Genomic DNA, 26,030 nt, shown 5'->3' with positions numbered 1-26,030 from the left:
TAATTATACCTGATTAATTCTGTGGCTTCTGTTCTGCATTATTGGGCTGATTATTCGAATTAGAATTATTTCCATTTGCATTATTGTTTCCATTCGAATTATTATTCGAACTGCCACCCTGATTAGTATTGTTATTCTTATCAGCTTCAGTTGTCTTTGTTGTTTGCTCCTGCTTTTTACTTACAGTAATTGTAACTGTTGTTCCCTCTGGAACTAAAGTTCCTTCAGAATAATTACAATGTATAACATTTCCTAATGTTCCAGTCGTTGTTGCAGGTAATACCTCGACATTAAGGCCATTATTCTGGAGCCACTGCCTAGCCTGACCTTCTGTCATTCCAACAAGATTAGCCATTGTTACATTCTTAATTTCTTTTCCTCGACTTACAGTAATTGTTATAGTAGAGCCCTGCGCAACGCTTCCTGAAGGTGATGCCTTGATTACTTTACCATTCTCAACTGTACTGCTATACTGATAATCAACATCAACTCCGAAACCATCAGCCTCAAGTGCAGTTCTGGCTTCGCTCTCTGTCTTTCCAGTAACAGATGGAACTGTAATATTCTTTACTTCCTTACCGCCACTGACTGTAATAATTATCTGTGTATTTTTAGCAACCTTCTTTCCAGCCGCTGTTCCCTGTGAAATAACTGTTCCTTCAGATACTGTATCAGAATTCTGTACCACTGCACGATATCCAAGTCCAACCTCATTAAGAGCCTTGATAGCCTCATCCTTTGTCATTCCTTCTACCTTTGGAACTGTAACTTTATTCTTGTCATCAGCTGATGTACTTGTATGCTCTATAGAGCTTTCTGTTGTCTGTGAGCTTTCATTATTACGCTTATTAGATTTCGTACTTCCAACAAGTTTAACAATTATGAATATAGTTACTATAAGAATAATAACTGCTATTCCTATACCTATTATCTTCATAATCAGATCCAGCTTATCATTATTCTCATCGTCAATATCAGAATCATCACTATCATCTTCTAATTCATTCTTAGATTGTTCATCATCTTCTTCATCTTCCGAATCATCTAGAAAATCATCATCTGATAACATGTCATCTGATAAATTATCTTCTTCATCCTTAACCGGATTATTATTAGCAGGCATTACTTTTGCGGCTGAGCCTGATGCCCCATATAAAGGTGCCATAACAACAAAATCTGTATCTGGCATAACAAGCGATTTCTTTAAATCAGTAATAAGTTCTGCCGCTGTCTGATATCTTCTATCCGGCTTTTTCTGCGTAAGCTTAAGTACTATCCTGTCTATGCTGAGCGGTATATCATCAGTGACTGTAGAAGGTGCAGGTATTTCATCCTGAATATGCTGCACTGCAACTGCAACTGTAGAATCCCCATCAAACGGCACTGTACCTGTAAGCATTTCAAATATAGTAATACCAAGTGAGTATAAATCACTCCTTGCATCAGAATATCCACCTCTTGCCTGTTCAGGTGAAATGTAATGGACAGAACCCATAGTTGATGACGAATTAATTGTACTAGATGAAGCAACCTTGGCAATTCCAAAGTCTGTTACCTTGACCTTGCCTTCCTTAGATATAATAATATTCTGTGGCTTGATATCCCTGTGAACAATATTATGCTTATGTGCTGCATCCAGACCATTAGCAACCTGAATTGCAATACTTACAGCTTCTTTAAACGGTATTCTTCCACGCTTTTCAATATACTTCTTAAGTGTGATACCCTCAACAAGCTCCATAACTATATAATAGATACCATTCTCGTCGCCTACATCATATACATTAACAATATTAGGATGTGTAAATCCAGCAACTGACTGTGCCTCTGCTCTGAATTTAGATACAAATGTTTTATCTTCACTAAATTCCGACTTCATAACCTTAATAGCCACAAATCTGTTAAGCTTATGGCACTTGGCTTTATAGACATCAGACATTCCGCCTGTACCAATCTGCTCAATTATTTCATATCTGTCTGCTAAAAACATTCCTTTTCTTAACATAAATATTATTCCTTCCACTACAGCTCTACAATTATAACTGAAATATTATCTTTCCCACCATTCTCATTAGCTCTTGCAACCAGTTCTCTCGCTGCTTCTTGTATATCGGCATGTTTCTTCACAATGCTTAAGATATCATTATCCTCAAGCATATTAGTAAGACCATCCGAACACATAAGAATTTTACTATCTGCTTTAAGATCTATAGAGAACATTTCCGGTTCTACCTGTTCTTCTCCTCCTATTGCCCTTGTAATAACATTCTTCTTTGCATGTGTTCTTGCTTCACTCTTGCTTAACTGTCCAGCAAGCACCATCTCTTCTACTAAAGAATGGTCTCGTGTTATCTGAGTAATATTATCATCTATAACATACAACCTGCTATCACCTACATTAGCAACCCTTAACGCATTATCAAAAATGCTTGCAATAACCAGTGTTGTTCCCATTCCATAATATTCTTCTGATTCAGATGCCTTTTCTATCAGCAGAGTATTAACTTCTTTTACCGCCTGATTTATAACCGATATTGCATCGGTCTGATCTGACTCAGAAATAAGTCTTTTAACAGTCTCTACAGTAAACCGTGATGCTGTATCCCCAGCCTTGTGTCCTCCCATTCCATCTGCAACAATAAAAAGATTAGGCAGACATCCAATACTGTCAACTGATGTATATACATAATCCTGATTAACGGCACGAGTTTTGCCAATATCAGTAACCGCCGTCGCTCTCATCGATATCCTCCATATACTTATTCCTTAACTGTCCACAGGCACCATCAATATCTCTGCCCATTTCTCTTCTAATTGTAACATTTATTCCGTTCTTTTCAAGTTTATTTTTAAATGCGTACACTTCCTCCTTACCTGTCTGCTTATAATCACGCTCCTTGATAGGATTAACAGGTATAAGATTAATATGGCAATTCATGCCCTTAACAAGTTCAATCAACTGCTTTGCACATTCCATTGAATCATTGACGCCTTTAACAAGACTGTATTCAAATGAGATTCTTCTGCCTGTACATTCTATGTAATACCTGCATACATCCATTATCTCTTCTATTGAATATTTATTAGCTATAGGCATCATTGTCTTTCTTAGTTCATCATTTGGAGCATGAAGTGAAATAGCAAGAGTAATCTGCAGCTTAAGGTCAGCAAGTTCCTTTAGCTTAGGTACTATTCCACATGATGATACAGTAATATTACGCTGGCTTATGTTAAGCCCCCTCTCGTCATTGAGAAGTTCTATGAACTTAATAAGATTATCATAGTTATCCATTGGCTCTCCTGAACCCATAACTACAACATTGCTTACTCGCTCCCCTGTAATCTTCTGTATTCTGTATATCTGGTCAAGCATTTCAGATGGTCTTAAATCCCTGACTTTTCCATTAAGTGTAGATGCACAGAAACGGCAGCCCATACGGCAGCCTACCTGTGAAGATATACACACTGAATTACCATGATGATATTTCATGAGTACGCTTTCAACATAATTACCATCTGATAATCTGAACAGATATTTTTCTGTTCCGTCAAGCTTTGAATGCTGTACCCTGACAGGCTCAAGACATACATATTCTGATGTTTCCTTTAACTTCTGCCTTAATGCATTGGAAAGATTGGTACATTCATCAAAGCTGTCTGCCAGCTTTTCATGCATCCACTGATATAGCTGCCCAGCCCTGAACTTCTTCTCACCAAGTCCGGCCATATATGTTACAAGTTCGTCATAATTAAGTGACTTAATATCTGTCATGTCTATTCTCTCCTAAGTTTTGCGACAAAGAACCCATCTGTTCCGCCATTCTTTCCCGGCAGAATCTGTCTGTATTCTATCTTCTTAAAGCCATATTCTTTACATAACCAGTCAGCATTGGCTTCATTCTCTTCTGAATTAATTGTACATGTACTGTACATCATTATACCGCCCTGCTTAACATATGCCTGTACTACAGAAAGTATGCTCTGCTGCAGCTCTTTTAATGAAACAAGCTTGTCCTCTGTTATATTATATCTGATATCAGGCTTTCTTCCCATAACGCCAAGTCCTGAGCATGGAAGGTCTGCTATAACAACATCTGCCTTCTCTCTCATAGATTCATCCATTACGAGTGCATCTTTTACCTGGACTTCTATATTATTAAGTCCGAGCCTTAATACATTTTCTTCAATAAGCCCTGCCTTATAGTCTGATACATCCCTTGAATATACCTTACCATCAGCACCAACGCTTATCGCCGCATTAATGCTCTTTCCTCCCGGTGCCGCACACACATCAATTACTGTGTCACCAGCCTTGAATCCTGTCATATATCCTGCTGTCATAGAGCTTATATCCTGTATCTGGTACAGACCATCCCTGAAACTCTTAAGTCCGGCTATATAATCATAGTCCTTAATCTCTAAAGCATATTGTATACCTTCAACTTCTGCTACAGATACGCTTTCCTGTGAAAGAATCTTCTTTATTTCTTCAACCGTAGCCTTTGCCGTATTACATCTTATATAAGTCTTTTTCTCCTGCTTAAAGCCTGCTAGAATTTCCTCAGTCATATCAATTCCAAGCTGACTGTGCCACATTTTAACTATCCATAATGGCATTGAGTATTTTACAGAAAGGTACTGTTCAATATCCTTATTTCTGTCAGGATATGAAATATTGTCTTTATTTCTTGCAATGTTTCTTAAGACTCCGTTCACAAACCCCTTAAGCCCTGTGAATCCACGTTTTGTAGCCAGCTTCACAGCCTCATTGCACACTGCCGAATCAGGGATATTATCCATATATATTATCTGGTATACAGACATTTCACATATATTTCTTATAAGTGGTTTCATCTTTCTTACAGGAGTCTTTGAATACTGGTCAATTATATAGTCAAGTTCAATCCTGTTCTCAATAGTTCCGAGAGACAACCTGCTTATAAATGCTCTCTTATTCTTATCAAGATACTGGTATTTTGTCAGTGCATTATTAATGAGAAGGTGTGAAAATTCACCCTTCTCATTGATTTCCATAAGTATATCCAGTACAACTGCCCTTAAATTCACCGAATCAGTCACGGCGTCTTCCTCCAAATAAATAAATCAGTCTTAAAAGCTGTAAAATTGCTGTGGCTGCTGCCGCAACATATGTCATGGCTGCTGCTGAAAGCACCTTTTTTGCCTGTCTGTTCTCATCTCCATACAGGAATCCTTCTGATTCAAGAAGCTGTAATGCTCTTGCCGAAGCATTAAACTCAACCGGTAATGTTACAAGCTGGAAAAGTACTGCCAGACTGAACATAAGAATACCAATATCTATAAGTATATTAGTTGAGCCAAATATAAGTCCAAGTACAATAAGTATCCATGATACCTGTGAACCAACACTGGCTAACGGAAACAACGCTGTCCTGAAGCTTAATGGACCATATCCATAAGCATGCTGTATGGCATGTCCTGTTTCATGGGCTGCAACTCCGATAGCAGCAACAGATGTTGAATTATACACAGAATCTGACAGGTTAAGTGTCTTATTTCTTGGGTTATAATTATCTGTCAGGCTTCCTGATACTCTCTGAATAGATACATCATATATTCCCTGGCTTCTTAAGAGCTGCTCTGCGACCATTGCGCCTGTCATTCCTTTTGAAGATGACACCTTGGAATACTTGTTAAATGTGCTTTTTACCTTTACCTGCGCTATCAGTGCAATAACACATGATATTATTATCAGAATGTACATTGGATCATAGTAATATCCATATCCATAATAACCATATAAAGCTACCATAATACCTCTTTTCTGAACCATTTAAGATTCTGCTTATTCTCCTAACATTACACCTGCTTCTAACTGGTTGCCTCTTAAGAATGAACCGCTGTCCATTCTCTTCTTACCTTCTAACTGAACCTCATTAACAACTAAGTAACCTTGTCCACAGGCTATTGTAAATGTGTTCTTTCCTACAGTAACAACCTGTCCCGGCTTAACTTCTTCTGTCTGTACTTCACTGATATTATCTGCAACATCTGCATCCCATATCTTTAACATCTTACCGTCTATATAAGTAAATGCACTAGGCCATGGATTAAGTCCTCTTATAAGTCTTTCAAGTTCAGCTGCACTCTTATTGAAATCCATCTTACCAAATGACTTATGAAGCATTTTTACATAAGTGCTTTCTGAATCATCCTGCTTAACAGGAGTAATAGTTCCAGCTTCAAGTCCTTCAAGTGTCTTAACCAAAAGATGCGCACCGACATCACTTAATCTGTCAAAAAGACTTCCGCCCGTCTCTTTAGCATCAAGCTTCACCTTCTCAACCATCAGGATATCTCCTGTATCAAGGCCTTCATCCATCTTCATGGTTGTAACACCTGAATACTCACAGCCATCAATAACTGCCCACTGGATTGGCGATGCACCTCTGTACTTAGGAAGAAGTGATGCATGAACATTGATACAGCCGTATCTTGGCATGTTAATAATACTTGCCGGCAGTAACTGTCCAAATGCAACGACAACAATTACATCTGCATTATATGTTCTTAATTCTTCTACAAATGCTTCATCTCTTGCTCTCTCCGGCTGTAACACTGTGATTCCATGTGCCACAGCTTCATCCTTAACTGGAGAGAAAACAAGTGATTTGCTTCTTCCCCTTGGCTTATCAGGCTGTGTAACAACTGCTGCCACATCATGTCCTGCTTCGATTATTGCTTTAAGTGTCCCTACAGCAAAATCGGGTGTACCCATAAATACTACTCGCATTCTGTTCCCCTTTTCATTAATTATTCTTCTTCAATGTCATCTGTAGAGAGAAGTTCTCCTTCTACTTTATCAACATACATTATACCATCAAGATGGTCAATCTCATGAAGAAGGCATCTTGCAAGAAGCTCCTCTCCTTCTACTATAATCTCTTCCATATTCTCATTAAGAGCCTTAACCTTGGCATAATTAGGTCTTGTAACCTCACCTGTCTTTCCAGGTACACTTAGGCATCCTTCAAGCCCTGTCTGACTTCCGCTTGTCTCTAATACAACAGGATTGATAAGAACAATAGGATCATCTCCACAGTCAATAACAACAAGTCTCTTTCTGATTCCAACCTGAGGTGCTGCAAGACCTACACCATTAGCCTCATACATTGTATCAAACATATCATCAATAAGCTCTTCAATTCTTGGTGTCATCTCTGTAATCTCTTTTGCCTTGGCTCTTAGTATATCATCTCCAAGTGTTCTAATATTTCTTATTGCCATATATTCCTCCTCGCAATCATCCATTAATATCGTATTGTACATTAATATTCTTAAAAGCCTGATTTCCAACAATATTAACATCAAGCTTTTCATATATACTGTTAAGAACTTCCCTGTCTTTATGTTTTACATAGATTATCTTACTATACACATCTTTAATCTTATATATAGGTGCATCTGCCGGACCTATACACATAAGTCCTTTATACTTGCAGTTGTTATCCACAAATGCTTTAACCCACGCTGCACTCTTTGTCAATAACATCTCATCTGGTGAAGATAACATAATCTTCATAAGATTATCCGCCGGCGGATATCCACACAGCTTTCTGTAAGCAATTTCCTGCTCATAGAAAGCATTATAATCCTGATTAGCCGCACTAACAATACTAAAATGCTCCGGCGTATAAGTCTGTATAACTACATTGCCGCTTTTTTCTGCTCTTCCTGCCCTTCCAGCCGCCTGTGTAAGAAGCTGGAAAGTTCTCTCAGAAGCCCTGTAATCACTGGAATAAAGTGACATGTCTGCCGCAAGCACTCCCATAAGCGTTACATTTGGAAAATCATGTCCTTTAACAATCATCTGAGTTCCAATAAGAATATCCGCATTACCATTGGCGAATTCCGACAGAATCTTTTCATGTCCATCCTTGCCTCTTGTAGTGTCCATATCCATTCTTAGCACTCTTGCCTGTGGAAATGTTTTCTTAACCTGTGCTTCAACACCTTCCGTTCCTGCCCTGAAACCCGAAACATACCTTGAACCGCATGAAGGGCATACAGTTATCTTAGGTGTTGTATATCCGCAGTAATGACACATCAGCCTTCCATCAGCATGCTCCGTAAGTGAAACATCACAGTGCGGGCATTTCATAACCTTTCCGCATGAACGGCATGATATAAAGCCAGCCACGCCTCTCTTATTAAGGAAAAGCATTATCTGCTCATGCTTTGCAAGTCTGTCACTCATCAGTTCTCTTAACCTGTTGCTGAATATCGTCCTGTTTCCAAGCCTTAATTCTTCTCTCAGGTCAACAATATCAACTGATGGAAGCTCTCCGCTTCCTGCGCGGCTGTCAAGTGTAATAAGCTGTATATGTCCATTCATTGCCGCATAGTAGCTTTCCATTGAAGGAGTCGCAGAACCAAGTATCACTGAAGCACCTGCTTCCTTTGCCATATGGCATGCAACCTCTCTTGCATGGTATCTTGGAACAGTCTCTGACTTGTAAGCTCCTTCATGCTCTTCATCTATTATTATAATTCCTATATTTGAAAACGGTGTGAACAACGCTGAACGTGGTCCAATCATTACACTTATATCACCTCTCTGCGCCCGCAGAAACTGGTCATAACGTTCTCCCTTTGACATACGGGAATTCATAATAGATACCTTATCCCCGAATCTGTGGTAAAACCTCTGCACAGTCTGGAATGTAAGTGCAATCTCCGGTATAAGCACAATTGCCTGTCTTCCATGATTAAGGACATGCTCAATTGCCGCAAGATACACCTCGGTCTTTCCGCTTCCTGTAACACCATGAAGCAGATATGTCTTATAATCCCCCTTATCATAGTCAGCTATTATTGTATCCACAGCTTTTTTTTGCTGCTTGTTAAGCTCGATATTTTTTCTTTCTCCCGAAACATTTCTTACAGGATTCCTATACATATCTTCTGACCTGACTTCGGCAATCCCCATATCTTCAAATGCTTTTACCGTCTGTGCCGTGATATTAAGCTTGGATTTAATAATGCTTTCATCTATTACAGGTTCCTTAATCAGTACCTCTAACAGTCTGTATCTTGCTTTTGCATTTTTCTTTGCAAATACATCAAGATACTTCTGCGCCTGTGCCGTGTCAATAATAAGATTGACCGAGCGTTTTTCCTTCTGTTTAACCTTATCTTTTACAGGAATAACCGTCTTAATTGCCTGATTCATGGTACATCCATAATTGTGCTTCAGCCAAGCCGCAAGCTTTAACATTCTGCTTACTGCAGTGACCTTTCCCTCGGTAATCCCTGTAATATATTTTATCTTTTCAACAGGATATGCCGCCTTGTCTCCCAAACCTACAACATACCCTGTTATCTGCCTGTTTCCTGCTCCAAAAGGAATATCAACTGACATTCCCAGTTCAATTACATCCGCCAATTCATCCGGAACTGCATACTGGAATGTCTTATCAAGCTGTTCATGTGAAATGTCTATTATTACATCTGCGTACATTAATTACCCTTCAATTCTTCAAGCACTTCTTTGATAAGCACCCTCTCATCCATAGGATACTTCACACCCTTAATCTCCTGATAATCCTCATGACCTTTACCCGCAAGAACAATAATATCACCCGGTTCGCCATGTTCTATCGCATACTTAATAGCTTCTTTTCTGTCTGTAATATCAACATGTTTTCCGGTAGTCTTAGCAATTCCTGTCTTGATATCTTCTATAATTGCCTCCGGCTCTTCAAATCTTGGATTATCTGATGTGATAATAGTAAGGTCAGCAAGTTTTCCTGAAACCTCGCCCATCTCATATCTTCTTTCCTTGGAGCGGTTACCACCACATCCAAACAGGCATACAAGTCTGTGAGGGTGATATTCCTTAAGAGTTGTAAGTATACTCTCTAAAGCCATTGCATTATGAGCATAATCTATCATTAATGTAAAATCATCTGAAACCTTTACAAGCTCAATTCTTCCCTTAACCTTAACATGCTTAAGAGTTTCCTTAAGTGCCTCTTCGTCAACATCGAAATGCCTTGTAATTGCTATTGCACATAATGAATTGTATACAGAAAACTTACCCGGAAGATTAAGTTCAACCTTCATATTAACAAGTCCTGTACAGTCATATGTAAGACCAATTTTACCCGGTTCATGTAAAAGTTCAATATTTTCAGCCTTAATATCAGCATTATCTCCGATACCATAGCTTTCAACCTTACATATTGCTCCCCTAAGGATATCCTGGGTATGCTTATCATCAGCATTAACGATACCAACCTTGCACTGCTTGAATAACTTAGCCTTACAATTAAGATAATCCTCAAATGACTCATGCTCATTAGGTCCGATATGGTCGGGCTCAAGATTAGTAAACACTCCTATATCGAACATAATACCTGCTGTTCTGTCAAGCTTAAGTCCCTGCGAAGACACCTCCATAACAACTGCTTTACAGCCAGCGTCTACCATCTTTGCAAATGACTGGTGAATCTCTATTGATTCAGGTGTTGTATTATGTGCCGGAATCGCTTCATCCCCGATAATAGTCTCAATTGTTCCTATAAGTCCAGTCTTAATGCCGCATGCCTCAAGCACATTTTTAACCATATAAGTGGTTGTTGTCTTTCCCTTAGTTCCTGTTATTCCTATTGTAAACAGCTTCCTGTCAGGATTGCCATAGACTGCTGCCGACATAAGTGCAAGCGCAAGCCTTGTGTTATCTGTGCTTACAACTGCTGCCTTGCAGTCTTTGGCTTCGTATTCGCCATCAAGAACAACAATTACAGATGCCTTATCCTTAATCTGGTCAATATACTTATGCCCATCACTAACAGCACCCTTAATGCATACAAATGCATATCCATCCTGCATTTTTCTTGAATCAGATGTAATTCCAGTAACATCCACATCAGTATCACCGCATACAACACTGTATCTGAAGTCTGCAGTTTCATTTTCTGAACATATTTTTAATATCTCTGAAAGCTTCATACATTAGTCTCCTTATTTTATAGTATATATTACTTATATTACTGCTGCTTTAGAAGTGTTTCAAACTCTTCCATTGTCATCTCAACCTTTCTTGGCTTAGTTCCAAGCTCCGGTCCTACTACCTTTGCATCAGCAAGCTGGTCCATAATTCGTCCTGCCCTGTTAAAGCCTATCTTAAAATGTCTCTGCAGACTTCCTATTGAGCCTTTTTCATTCTCAATAACAAATCTTCCTGCATCAGCAAAAAGTGAATCTCTCTCATCATCGCCTTTACTGCTGCCAGGCATGCTCTCCTGACTTACAGTAGCCTGTGCAATACTCTCATCATAAGATACTTCCTCTGCATTCTCCTTAAGGAAAGATACAACATTTTCAACCTCTTCATCAGATACGAATGCGCCCTGAACACGCAGCGGCTTTGGAAGATTAGATGGGAAGTAGAGCATATCTCCCTTTCCAAGCAGCTTCTCAGCACCATTCATATCAATGATAACTCTTGAATCAATTCCCGAAGATACTGCAAATGCTATCTTAGACGGAATATTTGCCTTGATAAGTCCTGTTACTACATTAACAGAAGGTCTCTGCGTTGCTATAACCATATGTATTCCGGCCGCTCTAGCAAGCTGAGCCAGACGGCATATTGCATCTTCAACCTCACCCGGTGCAACCATCATAAGGTCAGCAAGCTCATCTATGATAATGACAATCTGTGGAAGCTTCTCCATTGGAGGGTCTATGCCCTCCTTATTCTTCTTGACAACAACATCATTATATCCCTTGATGTTACGAACCTGCATAGCAGCAAACTTCTTATATCTGTCTGTCATCTCATTAACAGCCCAGTTAAGCGCTCCCGCAGCCTTCTTAGGGTCAGTTACAACTGGTAATAACAGATGTGGTATTCCGTTGTACACACTTAACTCAACAACCTTAGGGTCAACCATTATAAGTCTTACATCCTCCGGCCTTGCCTTATAAAGAATACTCATAATAATTGTGTTGATACATACCGATTTACCTGAACCTGTTGCTCCGGCAATAAGCATATGAGGCATCTTCGCAATATCTGCAATAATAGTCTTTCCTGCAATATCCTTACCAACTCCGAATGATATCGCTGACTGGCTTTCCTTAAATTCCTTAGACTCAACCAGTTCCCTGAAATATACACTTCCGGCTTCCTTATTAGGAACTTCAATACCTATAGCTGCCTTACCTGGAATTGGTGCTTCAATTCTTATATCAGCGGCTGCCAGATTAAGCTTGATATCATCTGATAAAGATACAATCTTGCTTACCTTAACCCCCTGTTCCGGCTGTAACTCATATCTTGTAACTGTAGGTCCACAGCTTATATCAGTTATTGTAACTTTAACTCCGAAAGTAAGCAGAGTCTCCTGTAATCTCTGCGCGGTCATTCTGTACTCAGCCTTTCCGCCGGATGCCGCCCCTGGATTTTTCTTTAATAAACTTATCGGTGGGAACTTGTATACCTTCTTTGGTTTCTTTTCAGGCACAGAACTTTCTGTTATTACATTATCCTGTACATCAGCTTCTGGCTCTTCCTGAATATCTCCAGCATAATCTGCTGCTTCATCTTCCTGCATATCGTATACATCTTCATCCGCATCTGGTTCTGAATACGAATAATTATCCATCATACTGTCAGAAGCATCTGCCTCTTGATACTGTAGTTCTTCTGAATAATAATCATCCTGAATCTCCTGAACAGACTGTGCAGGCATAACACTGTCAGCAGATTTATCATCCGAATACAAATTCTCAAACAAATCATCACTGTCATCAACAATCACCTGTGCTTTATCAACAGGTTTCATTCTATTATCAGGCTCATATATATCGGCTGAATATTCATCTTTTCTTTCACGGTCAACTTCAATTTCATGTATATCTATCTCTGGCTCCGGCTGGACATCACCTGTTATAAGTGTATCAGAAGTCACGCCTCTTACAACATTATTCATTCTGGCATTGGCAAGATATTCTTCCCTTGCCTTCTTTTCAGCAAGCTGTTTCTCTTTCTTTTCAATTTTTCTTAATCTTGCCTTAGCTCTCTCTTCTTCTCTTAGCCTATGATACTCTTCATCTGACATATCATTTTCATGTCTGCTTGCAGAATGCTGTCTGTATGCCGAATAATCTTCTTTTGCCTCCTGCATCATTCTCTGGCTGTTATTCCTTACATTCTTAAGCCCTGACACAAAAGATTTTTCTGTGATAATAACAATGCATATAATTGCAAGTATCATTAATATTACAAATGTTCCAATAGCCCCTATCGGACTCAGTACTTTACATAATATGCCGCCTGAAAATCCTCCTCCTGCCTTATAATCAGCACAATATGTAAATACTTCTCCCACATTACTCTCCATAACCGCCGGCTTATTATATACACACTGAATCATTCCGCATAATACAATAAGAAGTCCGTAAACCGCTACGGTCTTAATTCTTGCAACTCTTATTAAATCCCTGTTTACCATTAAGAAAATAACACTTGCTGCAAGTACAAATGGAAAAATGTATTCCATCACGCCAAAAACACCAAACATAAACCATTTTATTCCTCTGCCCAATGTCCCTGCAAGATTAAAATTCGTAAGTATAAGTATTATCGCACATGCTATCGAAAAAAGTATTATACAATCATTCCTTAACTGATTATCCTGAATCTGCTTATTCTTTACTGGCTGCTTAGACTTAGCCGGCTGCTTTTTCCTGCCTGAAGTATTTGTTTTCTTTCTCTGAGTGGTAGTCTTTTTACCATTCCTGCTGGCTGTATTTGCCATAAAGTTCACTCCTTAATATCGCATTTTCACATTTTTTAATTATAACATTTATCCAGTTTCATGGCAAATCACATTCTTTATATAAAAAAAGAGCTGCCACCACCATGGCAACCCCTTTCATATATGCTATTACTCATCAAATATACTTACAATCTCGCCTTCCATAATCTTGTTCATATTCTTTACTGCACAGAAATTACCACACATAGAACATGTATCTTCCTTCTCAGGCTTAGATGAAGCTCTGTAAGCTCTTGCCTTCTCAGGGTCAATCGCAACGTCAAACATTGCTTCCCAGTCAAGAACCTTTCTTGCCTTGTCCATCTTATAATCCCAGTCCATTGCACCCGGTACGCCCTTTGCAATATCAGCCGCATGTGCTGCAATCTTAGAAGCAATAATTCCTTCCTTAACATCATTAAGATCTGGTAATCTTAAATGTTCTGCAGGTGTTACATAGCAGAGGAATGAAGCTCCGTAAGTAGCTGCGATAGCTCCACCGATTGCTGCTGTAATGTGATCATATCCTGGAGCTATATCAGTAACAAGAGGTCCTAATACATAGAAAGGTGCTCCCTTGCATATTGTCTGCTGAATCTCCATATTAGCCTTAATCTGGTTAAGAGGCATATGTCCTGGTCCTTCAACCATAACCTGGACATCCTTCTCCCATGCTCTTCTTGTAAGCTCGCCAAGTGTAACAAGCTCTTCAATCTGTGAGATATCTGATGCATCCATAATACATCCCGGTCTGCACGCATCTCCAAGACTCATTGTAACATCATATTCTCGGCATATCTCAAGCACTCTGTCATAATATTCAAAGAACGGATTCTCATTTCCTGTCATCTCCATCCATGCATATATGATAGAACCGCCTCTTGATACAATATTCATAAGTCTCTTATCTGCTCTGAACTTCTTAGCTGTAGCCTTGTTGATACCACAATGTATAGTCATGAAATCAACGCCGTCTTTAGCATGCATTTCTACAACATCAAGCCACTCCTGTGCTGTGATATCCTTAAGTGCCTTATGATAATATACAACTGCATCATATATAGGAACTGTTCCTATTGTTGCAGGACATTCTGCTGTCAGCTTTCTTCTGAATTTCTGTGTATCACCGAAAGAAGAAAGATCCATGATAGCTTCTGCTCCCATCTTTACAGCATTATTAACCTTGTCCAGCTCCATATCAAGATCCACGCAGTCTCTTGAAGTTCCAAGATTAACATTAATCTTAGTTCTTAACTTATTACCGATACCGTTAGGGTCAAGACATTTATGATTCTTATTGGCAGGAATGATAACCTGTCCCTTAGCTATAAGCTGTCTTAAACTCTCGACATCTATATTTTCTTTCTTTGCAACAATTTCCATTTCTTTAGTAACAATGCCTTTTCTTGCAGCATCCATCTGTGTTGCGTATTCCATATGTATTCCTCCATTCTGGATAATTAACAGGAAAATCATAAGCCTTGTGGAAATCCGATTTCGAAACAATCAAATGAAGAGCTAAAAGCCCTCTAAAGAATCCCTACGGTGGCATTATCCACATCAGGTTATGGGTCGGAACTTAATCCCTCTCAGCAGCCACTGCTTACACAGCCCTTATGCTCCCCTGCAAATATAATATGTGATAAGTATAACAAATGTGTAGTATTTGTCAATCATTCTTATTCTCATCTTGACTCTGCTCGCAGCTCATACGCACAGACAGCCGCACATAAGTGCGGCTGTCCATTGCTGTTTATTAATCTTCATCATCAGAAGCTGCTTCTGCAAAGCCCTGACGCTTTCTTGCCATCTCATCGCTTGCAAGATACTCATCGTATGTTGTTATCTTATCAATAAGCTGTCCGCTTGGAACAATTTCCATAATACGGTTAGCAGTTGTCTGGATGAACTGGTGATCGTGTGATGTAAATAATGTAACTCCAGGGAACTTAATAAGTCCGTTGTTAAGAGCTGTGATTGACTCCATATCAAGGTGGTTAGTAGGATCATCAAATACTAATACATTTGCTCCACATATCATCATCTTGGATATAAGACATCTTACCTTCTCTCCACCTGATAATACCTTAACCTTCTTAACACCGTCATCTCCGGCAAAAAGCATTCTTCCAAGGAATCCTCTTACATAAGTAGGATCCGGATCTGGTGAATACTGTGTAAGCCATTCAACAATAGTATCTTCTCTGTTAAACTCTGCAGCACTGTCCTTAGGGAAATAAGCCTGTGAAGTTGTAACACCCCATTTGTAGCTTCCCTCATCAGGCTCCATGTTGCCTGTAATAATATTGAAAAGTGTAGTTGTCGCAAGCTCATTAGAACCAACAAATGCTATCTTATCATCATGATTTACAATAAATGATACATTATCAAGTACCTTAACACCATCAATAGTCTTAGAAATTCCTTCTACTGTAAGTACTTCATTACCAATCTCTCTTGCTGGTCTGAAATCAATATATGGATACTTTCTGCTTGATGGCTTAATCTCGTCTAATTCAATCTTCTCAAGAGCTCTCTTTCTTGAAGTAGCCTGCTTAGACTTAGAAGCATTGGCAGAGAATCTCTGGATAAAGTCCTGTAATTCCTTAATCTTTTCTTCCTTCTTCTTATTAGCTTCCTTCATCTGCTTGATAATAAGCTGGCTTGACTCATACCAGAAATCATAATTACCTGCATAGAGCTGAATCTTCGCATAATCAATATCTGCAATCTGTGTACATACTTTATTAAGGAAATATCTGTCATGCGATACAACAATAACAGTATTCTCAAAATTAATAAGGAATTCTTCTAACCATGCAATCGCATCAAGATCAAGGTGGTTAGTAGGCTCATCTAAAAGCAGAATATCAGGATTACCAAATAAAGCCTTTGCAAGAAGAACTTTCACCTTCTCACTACCGTTAAGCTCAGCCATTGTCTTATAATGAAGATCTGTTCCGATTCCAAGTCCGTTAAGAAGCTGTGCAGCATCTGATTCAGCCTCCCAGCCATTCATATCTGCAAACTCAGCCTCAAGCTCACTTGCCTTGTTACCATCTTCCTCTGTAAAATCTTCCTTGGCATATATAGCTTCTTTCTCTTTCATAATCTGGTAAAGTCTGTCATTACCCATGATTACTGTATCAAGAACATTATATTCATCATACTTGAAGTGATCCTGCTCTAAGAAAGATAATCTCTGACCTGGTGTGATTGAAACATCACCCTTGCTAGGTTCTATCTGTCCTGTAAGAATTTTTAAAAATGTTGACTTTCCGGCACCATTCGCACCAATAAGTCCATAACAGTTACCCTCTGTGAACTTAATGTTAACATCTTCAAAAAGAGCCTTCTTACCGATTCTAAGTGTTACATTGTTAGCACTAATCATTAATAATCTCCTCCAAAAAATACGCATAACAGATAATAATCTATTATAAAAATAATCATACAAAGTTGATTATAGAGATTCTGGAACATAAATGCAAGCAAATATTAATAAAAAGCTATCCTGCTGACATCTGCATCATTAATCCATTCATATCTTGATGGCAGATTAACATCATTTCCTATCATGGCCATTACTTCTATGACTCCCTGCTCTTTAAGACTTCTTATCACATCCATATAATATAAAGACAACATGTCAGTTATAAATTCCTTCGACATAACAATAAGAACTTTCTTACATTTTCCTATGTATTCCTCATCCTCCTCTCTTGAAAATCCCTGCATGTACTTCTTATTAATACTCCAGAAATCTTCAAGCGAATTCCCCATCGCCAGAAAATATCTTTCAAAGCATATACACATTTCATCCTTTTTGTTAAACATATTAAATACCAGCATTTTCCCCCAATCGTGATTATTATTCCGACTTCATAAGTATATCAGCTTTTTCCCGCTTTGTGTTAAACATGTCGTAATCGGTCGTTTTTTCGTCGTAATCCGTCGTTTTTATGTCGCGAACGGTAAAATCAGGCGCAAAAAAGCACGGACAAAAATGCCCGTGCTTCCATATAATATTCAAAATATTACGCTGTAATTGTTGTTCCAGTCTTTCCTGCAAGACCTTCCTTAGCCTTCTCAAGATTAGCAATAACAGCCTTTCTTTCCTTATCAGCTGTTACGAATCTGATAGATGCGTCAACCTTAGGGAAAGTTGTAACTGCTGGGAAATGTCCATCTTTAATATACTGGTGAAGATCTGATGCAGAAACTGTATCAAATACCTTCTCCTCTGGTGTTCCCTTTCCTATAGTAAGCTTATCATATGCTGTAAGGAAAAGTAATGTTCCCGCTCCAACAAGCTCTGCTAACTTGGCAGCTGTATAATCCTTTTCAATAATAGCACTTGCGCCCTTAAGATGTGAACCTTGCTGTAATACAGGAATTCCGCCACCGCCCGCTGCAATAACAACCTGATCTGCATCAAGTAATGCCTTGACAGCATCAATCTCATATATATCAATAGGCATAGGTGAAGCAATTATTCTTCTGAACTTACCAGGTTCTTCTTCAACTACATAATTTCCCTTCTCTTCTTCAGCATCAGCTTCTTCTTTAGACATATATCTACCAATAACCTTAGATGGTTCACTGAAAGCAATGTCAAAAGGATCAACTCTTACCTGAGTAATAATAGTTGAAACTGTCTTATATATTCCTCTGTTAATAAGCTCTTCTCTTATGGCATTCTGAAGATCATATCCAATATAACCTTCACTCATGGCTCCGCATACAGACATAGGAGCAACTGTTCTGTCATCAGGATCAAGTCTTGCGAACTCAGTCATTGCTGTCTGAATCATCCCAACCTGTGGTCCGTTACTGTGTGTAATAACAACCTGATACTTAGCTTCTACAAGATCAGCTATTGCCACTGCTGCTTTCTTAACATTCTGCTGCTGCTCTGGAAATGTCTTTCCAAATGCATTTCTTCCTAAGGCAACTACAATTCTCTTATTATCCATAACATAAACCTCTCATACACGATTATTATTGATGTAAACATTATATTCCATGAACCGCCAAAAAGCAAATTTTTTCAATATGTATATAGACATTATGGCATTATAGAATTAGCACCATCAACAATCACACTCTGTCCTGAGAAATAGCATGAATCCGGACCTGCTAAAAATGCAATGACAGGAGCAATATCTATCTCTGGATCACCAAAACGCTTCATAGGATTAAGGTTAACCTGCTTCGCATATTCCTCTGGAAATTTCTCAGCCCATGCCTTAGCTGCTGGTGATTCCGCTCCTGGAAGAACGATATTAACACAGATACCATACTGTCCCCATTCCTTAGCTGCAATCTTAGTCATACCTCTTAAAGCTTCTTTATTAGAACCGTAAGCTAACTGTCCTGCAATACCAAACATACCTGTTGCAGAAGCAAAGTTAATAATTCTTCCTTCATGCTGTTCCTTCATATAAGGGAATGCAGCCTGCATATAGTTAAGAGAGCCGATTACACCACTCTGCCATGCTTTAAGCATATTATCATAAGAAGTTTCTTCAACTGGAGCAGAAGGAACGATAGCCTGTGCGTTATTAACTACAACATCAACTGTTCCATACTTTTCTACAGCAACATTAACAACCTCTTCAACTCTTGCTCTGTCTGCTGAATCGCATGTCATGGCGAAGCCTTCTCCACCTAATTCCTTAATCTCTGCAATTGTCTGCTCAATTGGCTCTGCTCTACGTCCCGTTGCAATAACCTTAACCCCTCTTTTTGCAAGACAAAGAGCAATTCCTTTACCTATTCCCTGACCTGCTCCTGTTACAATAGCAACTTTTTCATTTAACTGTTTCATTAAAATACCTCCATACTTTTAATATTTAAATTATATCAATTTTTTATAAGAAAGTAAATGAATAATTAGTCACATCTAATCCCTGTAATATAACCGCACTAAACCACCCAATCTGAATATACTAAAATATATATATTATGTTCTGAAAATAATTATTATGAATAAATTAATCACTGTTGCTGTAATAGATTCAGGAATATATCCTCATATAGATTTCAAAAACCGCATAGTAGCTTTCAAGGATTTTGTCAATGGCAGAAAAAATGCTTATGATGACTGTGGACATGGCACCCATGTAAGTGGAATTATCGCAGGCAGCGGCTATGCAAGCCACGGCAGAATCAAAGGAATCTGCCCTGCTGCCAATCTCGCAGGAATCAAGGTATTAGACAGACTTGGCAATGGCAGGATTGAAAATGTTTTAGATGCCGCTGGCTGGATAATCTCCCATCAGAAGGATTTGAATATAAGAGTTGTCAATATATCCTTCGGTGCAACCACATTTGGCGAAAAGGAAAATCTCATTGCACTTGAAAAAGCAATTGAAAAGCTCTGGGACAATAATATTATTGTTGTCGCAGCCGCTGGAAATGAAGGACCGGGGCGACAAACTGTTGCAATTCCCGGAACCTGCAAGAAAATTATCACAGTTGGTTCCACGGATGGCAAAGATTTCTATTCAGGAAGAGGTCCAACCAGTGAATGTATAGTAAAACCAGAACTTATTGTAAATGGTTCATATATCAGGTCATGCAATAATTCTGCTAACGGATATTCTGTAAAAAGCGGAACTTCCATGTCTGCCCCGGTTGTTTCTGGTGCAATTGCAAATGTTCTGACAAAAAAAGACATGTCTCCTAAAGATATTAAAAAAAGGCTTCATTCCTGCTGCACTAAAAAAGCCCTGCCGGATAATCTGCAGGGCTGGGGATTATTAAATATTTCCGAATTTCTTAATCTCTGATTACTATTTTGCACTATTAACTGCTACAAGAATATCAAGCATAAAATACTGTACAAGAATAAGGATAAGTGCAAGCAATACGATAACAACAAGCGGAATCCACTTATGTTTCTTTAACCCCTGTCCTTTCTGATTCTGTTTTTTAAAATTACGACTGTCTACCATCAGACTGTACCTCCAATCCATTTCTTAATATTATTGTCAAGCCAGCTTATCCATTCTTCAAAGCCTTCGCCAGTCTTAGCTGAAACGAAAAATACCTTTGCTAATGGATTTCTTTCGTGAATTCTTTCAACAACTGCTTCGTCATCAAAATCAAAATACTCTTTAGTATCAATTTTATTGATAAGAACTACATGACACACCTCGAACATAAGAGGATATTTAAGTGGCTTATCATCACCCTCAGGATACGAAAGAATAACGACATTACGCGATGCTCCTGTGTCTGTCTCAGCCGGACATACTAGATTACCGACATTCTCCATAACAAGAAGGTCAAAACCTTTTGTATCAAATTCATCAAGCGCCTGCATAGTCATATGAGCGTCCATCGCACACTCTCCGCCTGTATGCACCTGAATTGAAGTAATCCCTGCTGCCGCCATCTTCTCAGCATCAACAGAAGAATCAATATCTGCTTCCATAACTCCTATACGGTATCTGTCTCCTAACATCTTAGCTGTTCTTAACAGAGTCGTAGTCTTACCTGCTCCCGGACTTGACATAAGATTAACCATAAATGTTTTCTCTTCCTTAAGTCTTGCCCTTGTCTTAGCAGCTATCTCATCATTAACTGCATAAACACTCTGATGTACATCAATTACTCTTACATTACCCATTCTGGTTCTCTCCTAAATATTGTGCTGCATTGTCTTTTAGCCATTCGCACCATGCATCCATTCCTTCTCCTGTTCTTGCAGAAATAGGGAAAACTACTGCTTCCGGATTTCTCATTGCAATATTATTCTTAACCCTATCCATATCAAAATCAAATGCCGGCATGGAATCAATCTTATTAATAATCACAACCTGACACTTCTCAAACATAAGCGGATACTTAAGTGGTTTATCATCTCCTTCCGGAACTGAAAGAATTGCCACATTAAGACATGCGCCTGTATCAAACTCAGCCGGACACACAAGATTACCAACGTTCTCGAGTATAATAAAATCAAGTGCATTATCTGCTTCAGCTTCTAACGCAGCCATTCCCTGTCTTGACATATCAGCATCAAGATGACACATTCCGCCTGTGTGCAGCTGTACTGCTGACACTCCTGCCTTAGCAACAGTAAGTGCATCAACATCAGAATCAATATCAGCTTCCATCACACCTATATTAAAATGTTTCCTAAGTCTTTCAATTGTACCAACAATAGTTGTAGTCTTACCCGAACCGGGACTTGACATGACATTCATATAGAATACATTTTTCTTCTTTAGCTCTTCTCTTAATCTGTCAGCATCAGCATCATTGTCCTCTAAGATAGTTTTCTTAAGGTCAATTATCTTCATGCTTCTTTCATTATAACTATTATTCATAACAACTCCAATTAGTAATCCTTAGCCATCTGCACATAACCAAGCTTCTCAAATCCAGCCTTCTTATATGCTTTCACTGCCCTTTCATTCTCCTCTTCAACCTCAAGTCTGAATCTGACAGCTTCTTTTCCATACATATTGTCAAGATGTTCAAAGAACTCACCTGCAATATTCTTTCCTCTGTAATCCGGCTTAATATATATATCTTCAACCCACACACAATTACCACCACATTCAGTAGAATAGCTGTGTGCAACCATTGAATAACCCATGATAACACCTGTGTTATTCTCAAATACAAAGCACTCTATAAACGGATTATCTCCAAGACAATCTGCAATATCCCTTTTCATAACATCCTCTGAAGGGTCTGAAAGCAGTGCTGGTGAGGCATAAAACACCTTCATCATCTCAAGGACTTCTGAAGAATCCTCTTCTTTCATGCTTCTTATAATAATATTATCCATATGAATCATTCCTTTATTACATAATAATTAATGATATCATAGTATTTATTTATTGGCAAATTAAAAGACTAATGTATCTGATAAAACTTACTTCTCAGTCAGCTCTTGAGGTTGATGGACGTATTACTGGTACATTAGATGAACACAAGAAATACTTTGATTATCTCAAAGCTGGTAATGGTGATAAAGCTTACAGCATCCTTATAGATCATCTTATGATGCCTCTTAATGTTGTTAAGCCTGAAAAATAATTAAAAATCTAATATATTATAGATTTCTTCCATATCTCAACAAGTTTCCCCAATGAATATGCAGCATTTGCAGGACTTGTTGAGGGAAGAATATCTGGTTTAATTCCCAGATATTTCATCTGATATTTTTCATAATATTTTCCTGATGTTTTCCCATTACATATTACTTTTTCAATCTTAGAATTATCTATAATGCTTTTCAAATCTGTTGGAACAACATTCTTAATACTACTGTCACTAGAACCAATTATGTCACAGCTATATATTGTATCCCACAATGCAATATTATGCTTTAACATAAATGCCTTCTTTTCTTCTATCGTCTGCGGAACTGTCTCTTCAAATACTCCACTAATCATTTTCCAGAATCTGTTCTGCGGATGTCCATAAAAAAACATCTGCTCTCTTGACTTAACTGATGGCAGACTTCCAAGTATCAGTATTCTTGATTCACTGTTATACAACGGTGGAAATGGGTGTACTATATGCTCATATTTAGATTCATTCATGATTATCTCCTCATCATTATTATTATATAGTTTTAGCAACTTTGTAATTAATCTTTTTAAATGCAAAAAAAGGATTCAAGCTGAAATTCAACTTAAATCCTTTAAATAGCAGGGGATGAGAGAATCGAACTCCCACCAAAGGTTTTGGAGACCCCTATCATACCATTTGACCAATCCCCTATCTTTAAGGAGAAGGATTGTTCCTTCAAAACTGCACATTAAATATATCATATCGTATCTGTCTTTGCAAATATTTTTCATCCGATTACTCTTAAGAATAACTCTCTTTGTTCTATCCAAACCGTCTTAACCTTTTCTCTTGGTTAAGCCCTCGACCTATTAGTACAGATCAGCTCCATATGTCACCACACTTCCACCTTCTGCCTATCTACCTCGTCGTCTTCAAGGGGTCTTACTAGCTTATGCTATGGGATATCTCATCTTGAGGGGGGCTTCACGCTTAGATGCCTTCAGCGTTTATCCCGTCCCGACTTGGCTACCCGGCTATGCATTTGGCAATGCAACCGGTGCACCAGAGGTCAGTCCATCCCGGTCCTCTCGTACTAAGGACAGCTCCTCTCAGATATCCTACGCCCACGCCGGATAGGGACCGAACTGTCTCACGACGTTCTGAACCCAGCTCGCGTACCGCTTTAATGGGCGAACAGCCCAACCCTTGGGACCTACTACAGCCCCAGGATGCGATGAGCCGACATCGAGGTGCCAAACCACTCCGTCGATGTGAACTCTTGGGAGTGATAAGCCTGTTATCCCCAGGGTAGCTTTTATCCGTTGAGCGATGGCAATCCCACTTTCATACCACCGGATCACTAAGTCCTACTTTCGTACCTGCTCCACCCGTCGGTGTCGCAGTCAAGCTCCCTTCTGCCTTTGCGCTCTTCGAATGGTTTCCAACCATTCTGAGGGAACCTTTGAGCGCCTCCGATACTCTTTCGGAGGCGACCGCCCCAGTCAAACTCCCCACCAGACATTGTCCCCCAGCCGGGTCACGGCTGCAGGTTAGAAGCCCAGTACTGCAGGGGTGGTATCCCAACATCGACTCTGATGCATCTGGCGACACATCTTCTCAGTCTCCCACCTATCCTGTACATGCAATACCGAACCCCAGTATCAAGCTAGAGTAAAGCTCCATGGGGTCTTTCCGTCCTGGCGCAGGTAACCAGCATCTTCACTGGTATTTCAATTTCACCGGGTGCATTGTCGAGACAGTGCCCAAATCATTACGCCTTTCGTGCGGGTCGGAACTTACCCGACAAGGAATTTCGCTACCTTAGGACCGTTATAGTTACGGCCGCCGTTTACTGGGGCTTAAATTCAATGCTTCACCTTGCGGCTAACATCTCCTCTTAACCTTCCAGCACCGGGCAGGCGTCAGCCCATATACCTCACCTTTCGGTTTTGCATAGACCTGTGTTTTTGCTAAACAGTTGCTTGGGCCAGTTCTCTGCGGCTCCATCTCTGGAGCACCCCTTCTCCCGAAGTTACGGGGTCATTTTGCCGAGTTCCTTAACAATGCTTCTCCCGCCGGCCTTAGGATTCTCTCCTCATCCACCTGTGTCGGTTTACGGTACGGGTACATCAAACGCTATAGCGGCTTTTCTCGACACAAGCTCCACATGCTTCGCTACTTTGGTTCGCTCCACATCGCGCCCTTGAGTTGACAGACGGATTTGCCTATCTGTCCTCTGCTGCGCTTGTACCGGACTTTCCTTTTCCGGCTCATGCTTCCCTCATGTGTCCCCACATTTCTGATTTGATGCAGTACAGGAATTTCAACCTGTTATCCATCGACTACGTCTTTCGACCTTGCCTTAGGCCCCGACTTACCCAGGGCAGATCAGCTTTACCCTGGAAACCTTAGATATTCGGCCTTGAAGATTCTCACTTCAATCTCGCTACTCATTCCGGCATTCTCTCTTCAAGACAGTCCACCATTCCTTTCGGTATGGCTTCGTTCCGTCTTCAATGCTCCTCTACCAATTCATGTGAATTCCTAAGCTTCGGTGTTGTGTTTTAGCCCCGGACATTTTCGGCGCAGGACCTCTCGACTAGTGAGCTATTACGCACTCTTTTAATGTGTGGCTGCTTCTGAGCCAACATCCTAGTTGTCTTCGAAATCCCACATCCTTTTCCACTTAACACACACTTTGGGACCTTAGCTGTAGGTCTGGGCTCTTTCCCTTTTGACCACCCAACTTATCTCGTGCAGTCTGACTCCCTGGCATCATCTGTCCGCCATTCGCAGTTTGATATTCTTCGGTAGGCTTTGACGCCCCCTAGGAAATTCAGTGCTCTACCTGCGGCAGACTAACCAGAGGCTAGCCCTAAAGCTATTTCGAGGAGAACCAGCTATCTCCGGGTTCGATTGGAATTTCTCCCCTATCCACACCTCATCACCACCCTTTTCAACGGATGTGTGTTCGGTCCTCCACTACCTCTTACGGCAGCTTCAACCTGGACATGGATAGATCACCCGGTTTCGGGTCTATGATAAGCGATTCAACCGTGCTTTTAACACTCGCTTTCGCTTCGGCTCCGGACCTTAAGTCCTTAACCTTACCACTCATCATAACTCGCCGGACCGTTCTACAAAAAGTACGCCGTCGCACTTTCGTGCTTCGACAGCTTGTAAACA

General features: G+C 39.7%; 22 protein-coding genes, 1 tRNA gene and 1 rRNA gene (1 of these 24 cut by a window edge). 2 read left to right on the top strand and 22 right to left on the bottom strand.

All coding sequences use genetic code 11. From position 1 onward, the window contains the following. Positions 1-13: 13 nt before the first annotated feature. From pknB to EUBELI_RS03385, 15 genes are all read right to left on the bottom strand, one after another. On the bottom strand, positions 14-2,005 hold the full coding sequence (gene pknB, locus EUBELI_RS03455) for a Stk1 family PASTA domain-containing Ser/Thr kinase (RefSeq protein ID WP_095206502.1): 1,992 nt from the start codon (positions 2,003-2,005) through the stop codon (positions 14-16). Positions 2,006-2,022: 17 nt separating this feature from the next. Beyond that, complete coding sequence (locus tag EUBELI_RS03450; RefSeq protein ID WP_012738964.1) at positions 2,023-2,742, bottom strand: Stp1/IreP family PP2C-type Ser/Thr phosphatase; 720 nt, start codon at positions 2,740-2,742, stop codon at positions 2,023-2,025. Next, positions 2,720-3,772, bottom strand: a complete 1,053-nt coding sequence (gene rlmN / locus EUBELI_RS03445; protein WP_012738963.1) for a 23S rRNA (adenine(2503)-C(2))-methyltransferase RlmN — start codon at positions 3,770-3,772, stop codon at positions 2,720-2,722. Before rlmN ends, EUBELI_RS03450 begins: the two co-directional genes overlap by 23 nt. Before the next feature lie 2 nt (positions 3,773-3,774). Then, positions 3,775-5,079 carry a 16S rRNA (cytosine(967)-C(5))-methyltransferase RsmB gene (rsmB, locus tag EUBELI_RS03440; RefSeq protein WP_012738962.1) on the bottom strand — a complete coding sequence of 435 codons (1,305 nt, stop codon included), beginning with the start codon at positions 5,077-5,079 and terminating at the stop codon, positions 3,775-3,777. After that, complete coding sequence (locus EUBELI_RS03435) at positions 5,072-5,812, bottom strand: zinc metallopeptidase (protein WP_012738961.1); 741 nt, start codon at positions 5,810-5,812, stop codon at positions 5,072-5,074. The genes rsmB and EUBELI_RS03435 overlap by 8 nt, the downstream gene beginning before the upstream one ends. A 12-nt stretch (positions 5,813-5,824) precedes the next feature. Then, positions 5,825-6,772 carry a methionyl-tRNA formyltransferase gene (gene fmt / locus EUBELI_RS03430; protein ID WP_012738960.1) on the bottom strand — a complete coding sequence of 316 codons (948 nt, stop codon included), beginning with the start codon at positions 6,770-6,772 and terminating at the stop codon, positions 5,825-5,827. A 20-nt stretch (positions 6,773-6,792) separates the two neighbouring features. Then, a complete protein-coding gene (gene def, locus EUBELI_RS03425) occupies positions 6,793-7,266 on the bottom strand; it encodes a peptide deformylase (RefSeq protein WP_022097799.1) in 474 nt (157 codons plus the stop codon). 16 nt (positions 7,267-7,282) lie between these two features. Continuing rightward, positions 7,283-9,499, bottom strand: a complete 2,217-nt coding sequence (gene priA / locus EUBELI_RS03420; RefSeq protein ID WP_012738958.1) for a replication restart helicase PriA — start codon at positions 9,497-9,499, stop codon at positions 7,283-7,285. Then, positions 9,499-10,992: a UDP-N-acetylmuramoyl-L-alanyl-D-glutamate--2,6-diaminopimelate ligase gene (locus EUBELI_RS03415; protein WP_012738957.1), complete on the bottom strand. Its 1,494-nt coding sequence runs from the start codon at positions 10,990-10,992 to the stop codon at positions 9,499-9,501. The genes priA and EUBELI_RS03415 overlap by 1 nt, the downstream gene beginning before the upstream one ends. Before the next feature lie 38 nt (positions 10,993-11,030). Further along, positions 11,031-13,808 (bottom strand): DNA translocase FtsK, encoded by a 2,778-nt coding sequence (locus EUBELI_RS03410; protein WP_012738956.1) that lies wholly within the window; start codon positions 13,806-13,808, stop codon positions 11,031-11,033. Positions 13,809-13,937: 129 nt separating this feature from the next. After that, entirely contained in the window at positions 13,938-15,284 is a 1,347-nt protein-coding gene (gene thiC / locus EUBELI_RS03405; protein ID WP_012738955.1) for a phosphomethylpyrimidine synthase ThiC, read from the bottom strand. A gap of 280 nt (positions 15,285-15,564) precedes the next feature. After that, positions 15,565-17,202, bottom strand: a complete 1,638-nt coding sequence (locus EUBELI_RS03400) for an ABC-F family ATP-binding cassette domain-containing protein (protein WP_012738954.1) — start codon at positions 17,200-17,202, stop codon at positions 15,565-15,567. Positions 17,203-17,306: 104 nt separating this feature from the next. Beyond that, positions 17,307-17,645, bottom strand: a complete 339-nt coding sequence (locus tag EUBELI_RS03395) for a hypothetical protein (RefSeq protein ID WP_148231337.1) — start codon at positions 17,643-17,645, stop codon at positions 17,307-17,309. A gap of 200 nt (positions 17,646-17,845) precedes the next feature. Next, entirely contained in the window at positions 17,846-18,784 is a 939-nt protein-coding gene (gene arcC, locus EUBELI_RS03390) for a carbamate kinase (RefSeq protein WP_012738952.1), read from the bottom strand. Between the two features lie 92 nt (positions 18,785-18,876). Beyond that, positions 18,877-19,638, bottom strand: a complete 762-nt coding sequence (locus EUBELI_RS03385) for an SDR family NAD(P)-dependent oxidoreductase (protein WP_012738951.1) — start codon at positions 19,636-19,638, stop codon at positions 18,877-18,879. Positions 19,639-19,795: 157 nt separating this feature from the next. Between EUBELI_RS03385 and EUBELI_RS03380 the strand changes: the two genes are divergently transcribed. Then, the gene (locus tag EUBELI_RS03380; protein WP_012738950.1) at positions 19,796-20,602 is read left to right on the top strand and encodes a S8 family peptidase; all 807 of its coding nucleotides are present in this window, start codon (positions 19,796-19,798) and stop codon (positions 20,600-20,602) included. Positions 20,603-20,605: 3 nt separating this feature from the next. Here EUBELI_RS03380 and EUBELI_RS14340 read toward each other — a convergent pair whose 3' ends face one another. Genes EUBELI_RS14340 through EUBELI_RS03365 form a run of 4 tightly spaced genes read right to left on the bottom strand, consistent with a single transcriptional unit; the run spans position 20,606 to position 22,614 of the window. Then, entirely contained in the window at positions 20,606-20,767 is a 162-nt protein-coding gene (locus EUBELI_RS14340; RefSeq protein WP_012738949.1) for a hypothetical protein, read from the bottom strand. Then, complete coding sequence (gene hypB / locus EUBELI_RS03375; protein ID WP_012738948.1) at positions 20,767-21,444, bottom strand: hydrogenase nickel incorporation protein HypB; 678 nt, start codon at positions 21,442-21,444, stop codon at positions 20,767-20,769. Before hypB (EUBELI_RS03375) ends, EUBELI_RS14340 begins: the two co-directional genes overlap by 1 nt. Beyond that, positions 21,437-22,147: a hydrogenase nickel incorporation protein HypB gene (gene hypB / locus EUBELI_RS03370; protein ID WP_012738947.1), complete on the bottom strand. Its 711-nt coding sequence runs from the start codon at positions 22,145-22,147 to the stop codon at positions 21,437-21,439. Before hypB (EUBELI_RS03370) ends, hypB (EUBELI_RS03375) begins: the two co-directional genes overlap by 8 nt. 11 nt (positions 22,148-22,158) lie before the next feature. After that, on the bottom strand, positions 22,159-22,614 hold the full coding sequence (locus EUBELI_RS03365) for a GNAT family N-acetyltransferase (RefSeq protein WP_041688005.1): 456 nt from the start codon (positions 22,612-22,614) through the stop codon (positions 22,159-22,161). 71 nt (positions 22,615-22,685) lie between these two features. Between EUBELI_RS03365 and EUBELI_RS03360 the strand changes: the two genes are divergently transcribed. Then, positions 22,686-22,865, top strand: coding sequence for a hypothetical protein (locus EUBELI_RS03360; protein WP_012738945.1), 180 nt, complete (start codon positions 22,686-22,688; stop codon positions 22,863-22,865). An 8-nt stretch (positions 22,866-22,873) separates the two neighbouring features. Here the strand turns inward: EUBELI_RS03360 and EUBELI_RS03355 are convergent, their stop codons facing one another. The 3 genes from EUBELI_RS03355 to EUBELI_RS03345 form a co-directional block, all read right to left on the bottom strand. Then, positions 22,874-23,374 carry a DNA-deoxyinosine glycosylase gene (locus EUBELI_RS03355; RefSeq protein WP_041688003.1) on the bottom strand — a complete coding sequence of 167 codons (501 nt, stop codon included), beginning with the start codon at positions 23,372-23,374 and terminating at the stop codon, positions 22,874-22,876. Positions 23,375-23,483: 109 nt separating this feature from the next. Then, positions 23,484-23,554 (bottom strand) — tRNA-Trp (locus EUBELI_RS03350). Positions 23,555-23,693: 139 nt separating this feature from the next. After that, positions 23,694-26,030: ribosomal RNA gene (locus EUBELI_RS03345) — 23S ribosomal RNA — on the bottom strand; it runs 551 nt beyond the window's last position.

The organism is [Eubacterium] eligens ATCC 27750 (genome assembly GCF_000146185.1).
Classification (GTDB): Bacteria; Bacillota; Clostridia; order Lachnospirales; family Lachnospiraceae; genus Lachnospira; species Lachnospira eligens.
The sequence above is the reverse complement of the archived record's forward strand: the minus strand, read 5'-3'. Positions and strand labels throughout refer to the sequence as shown.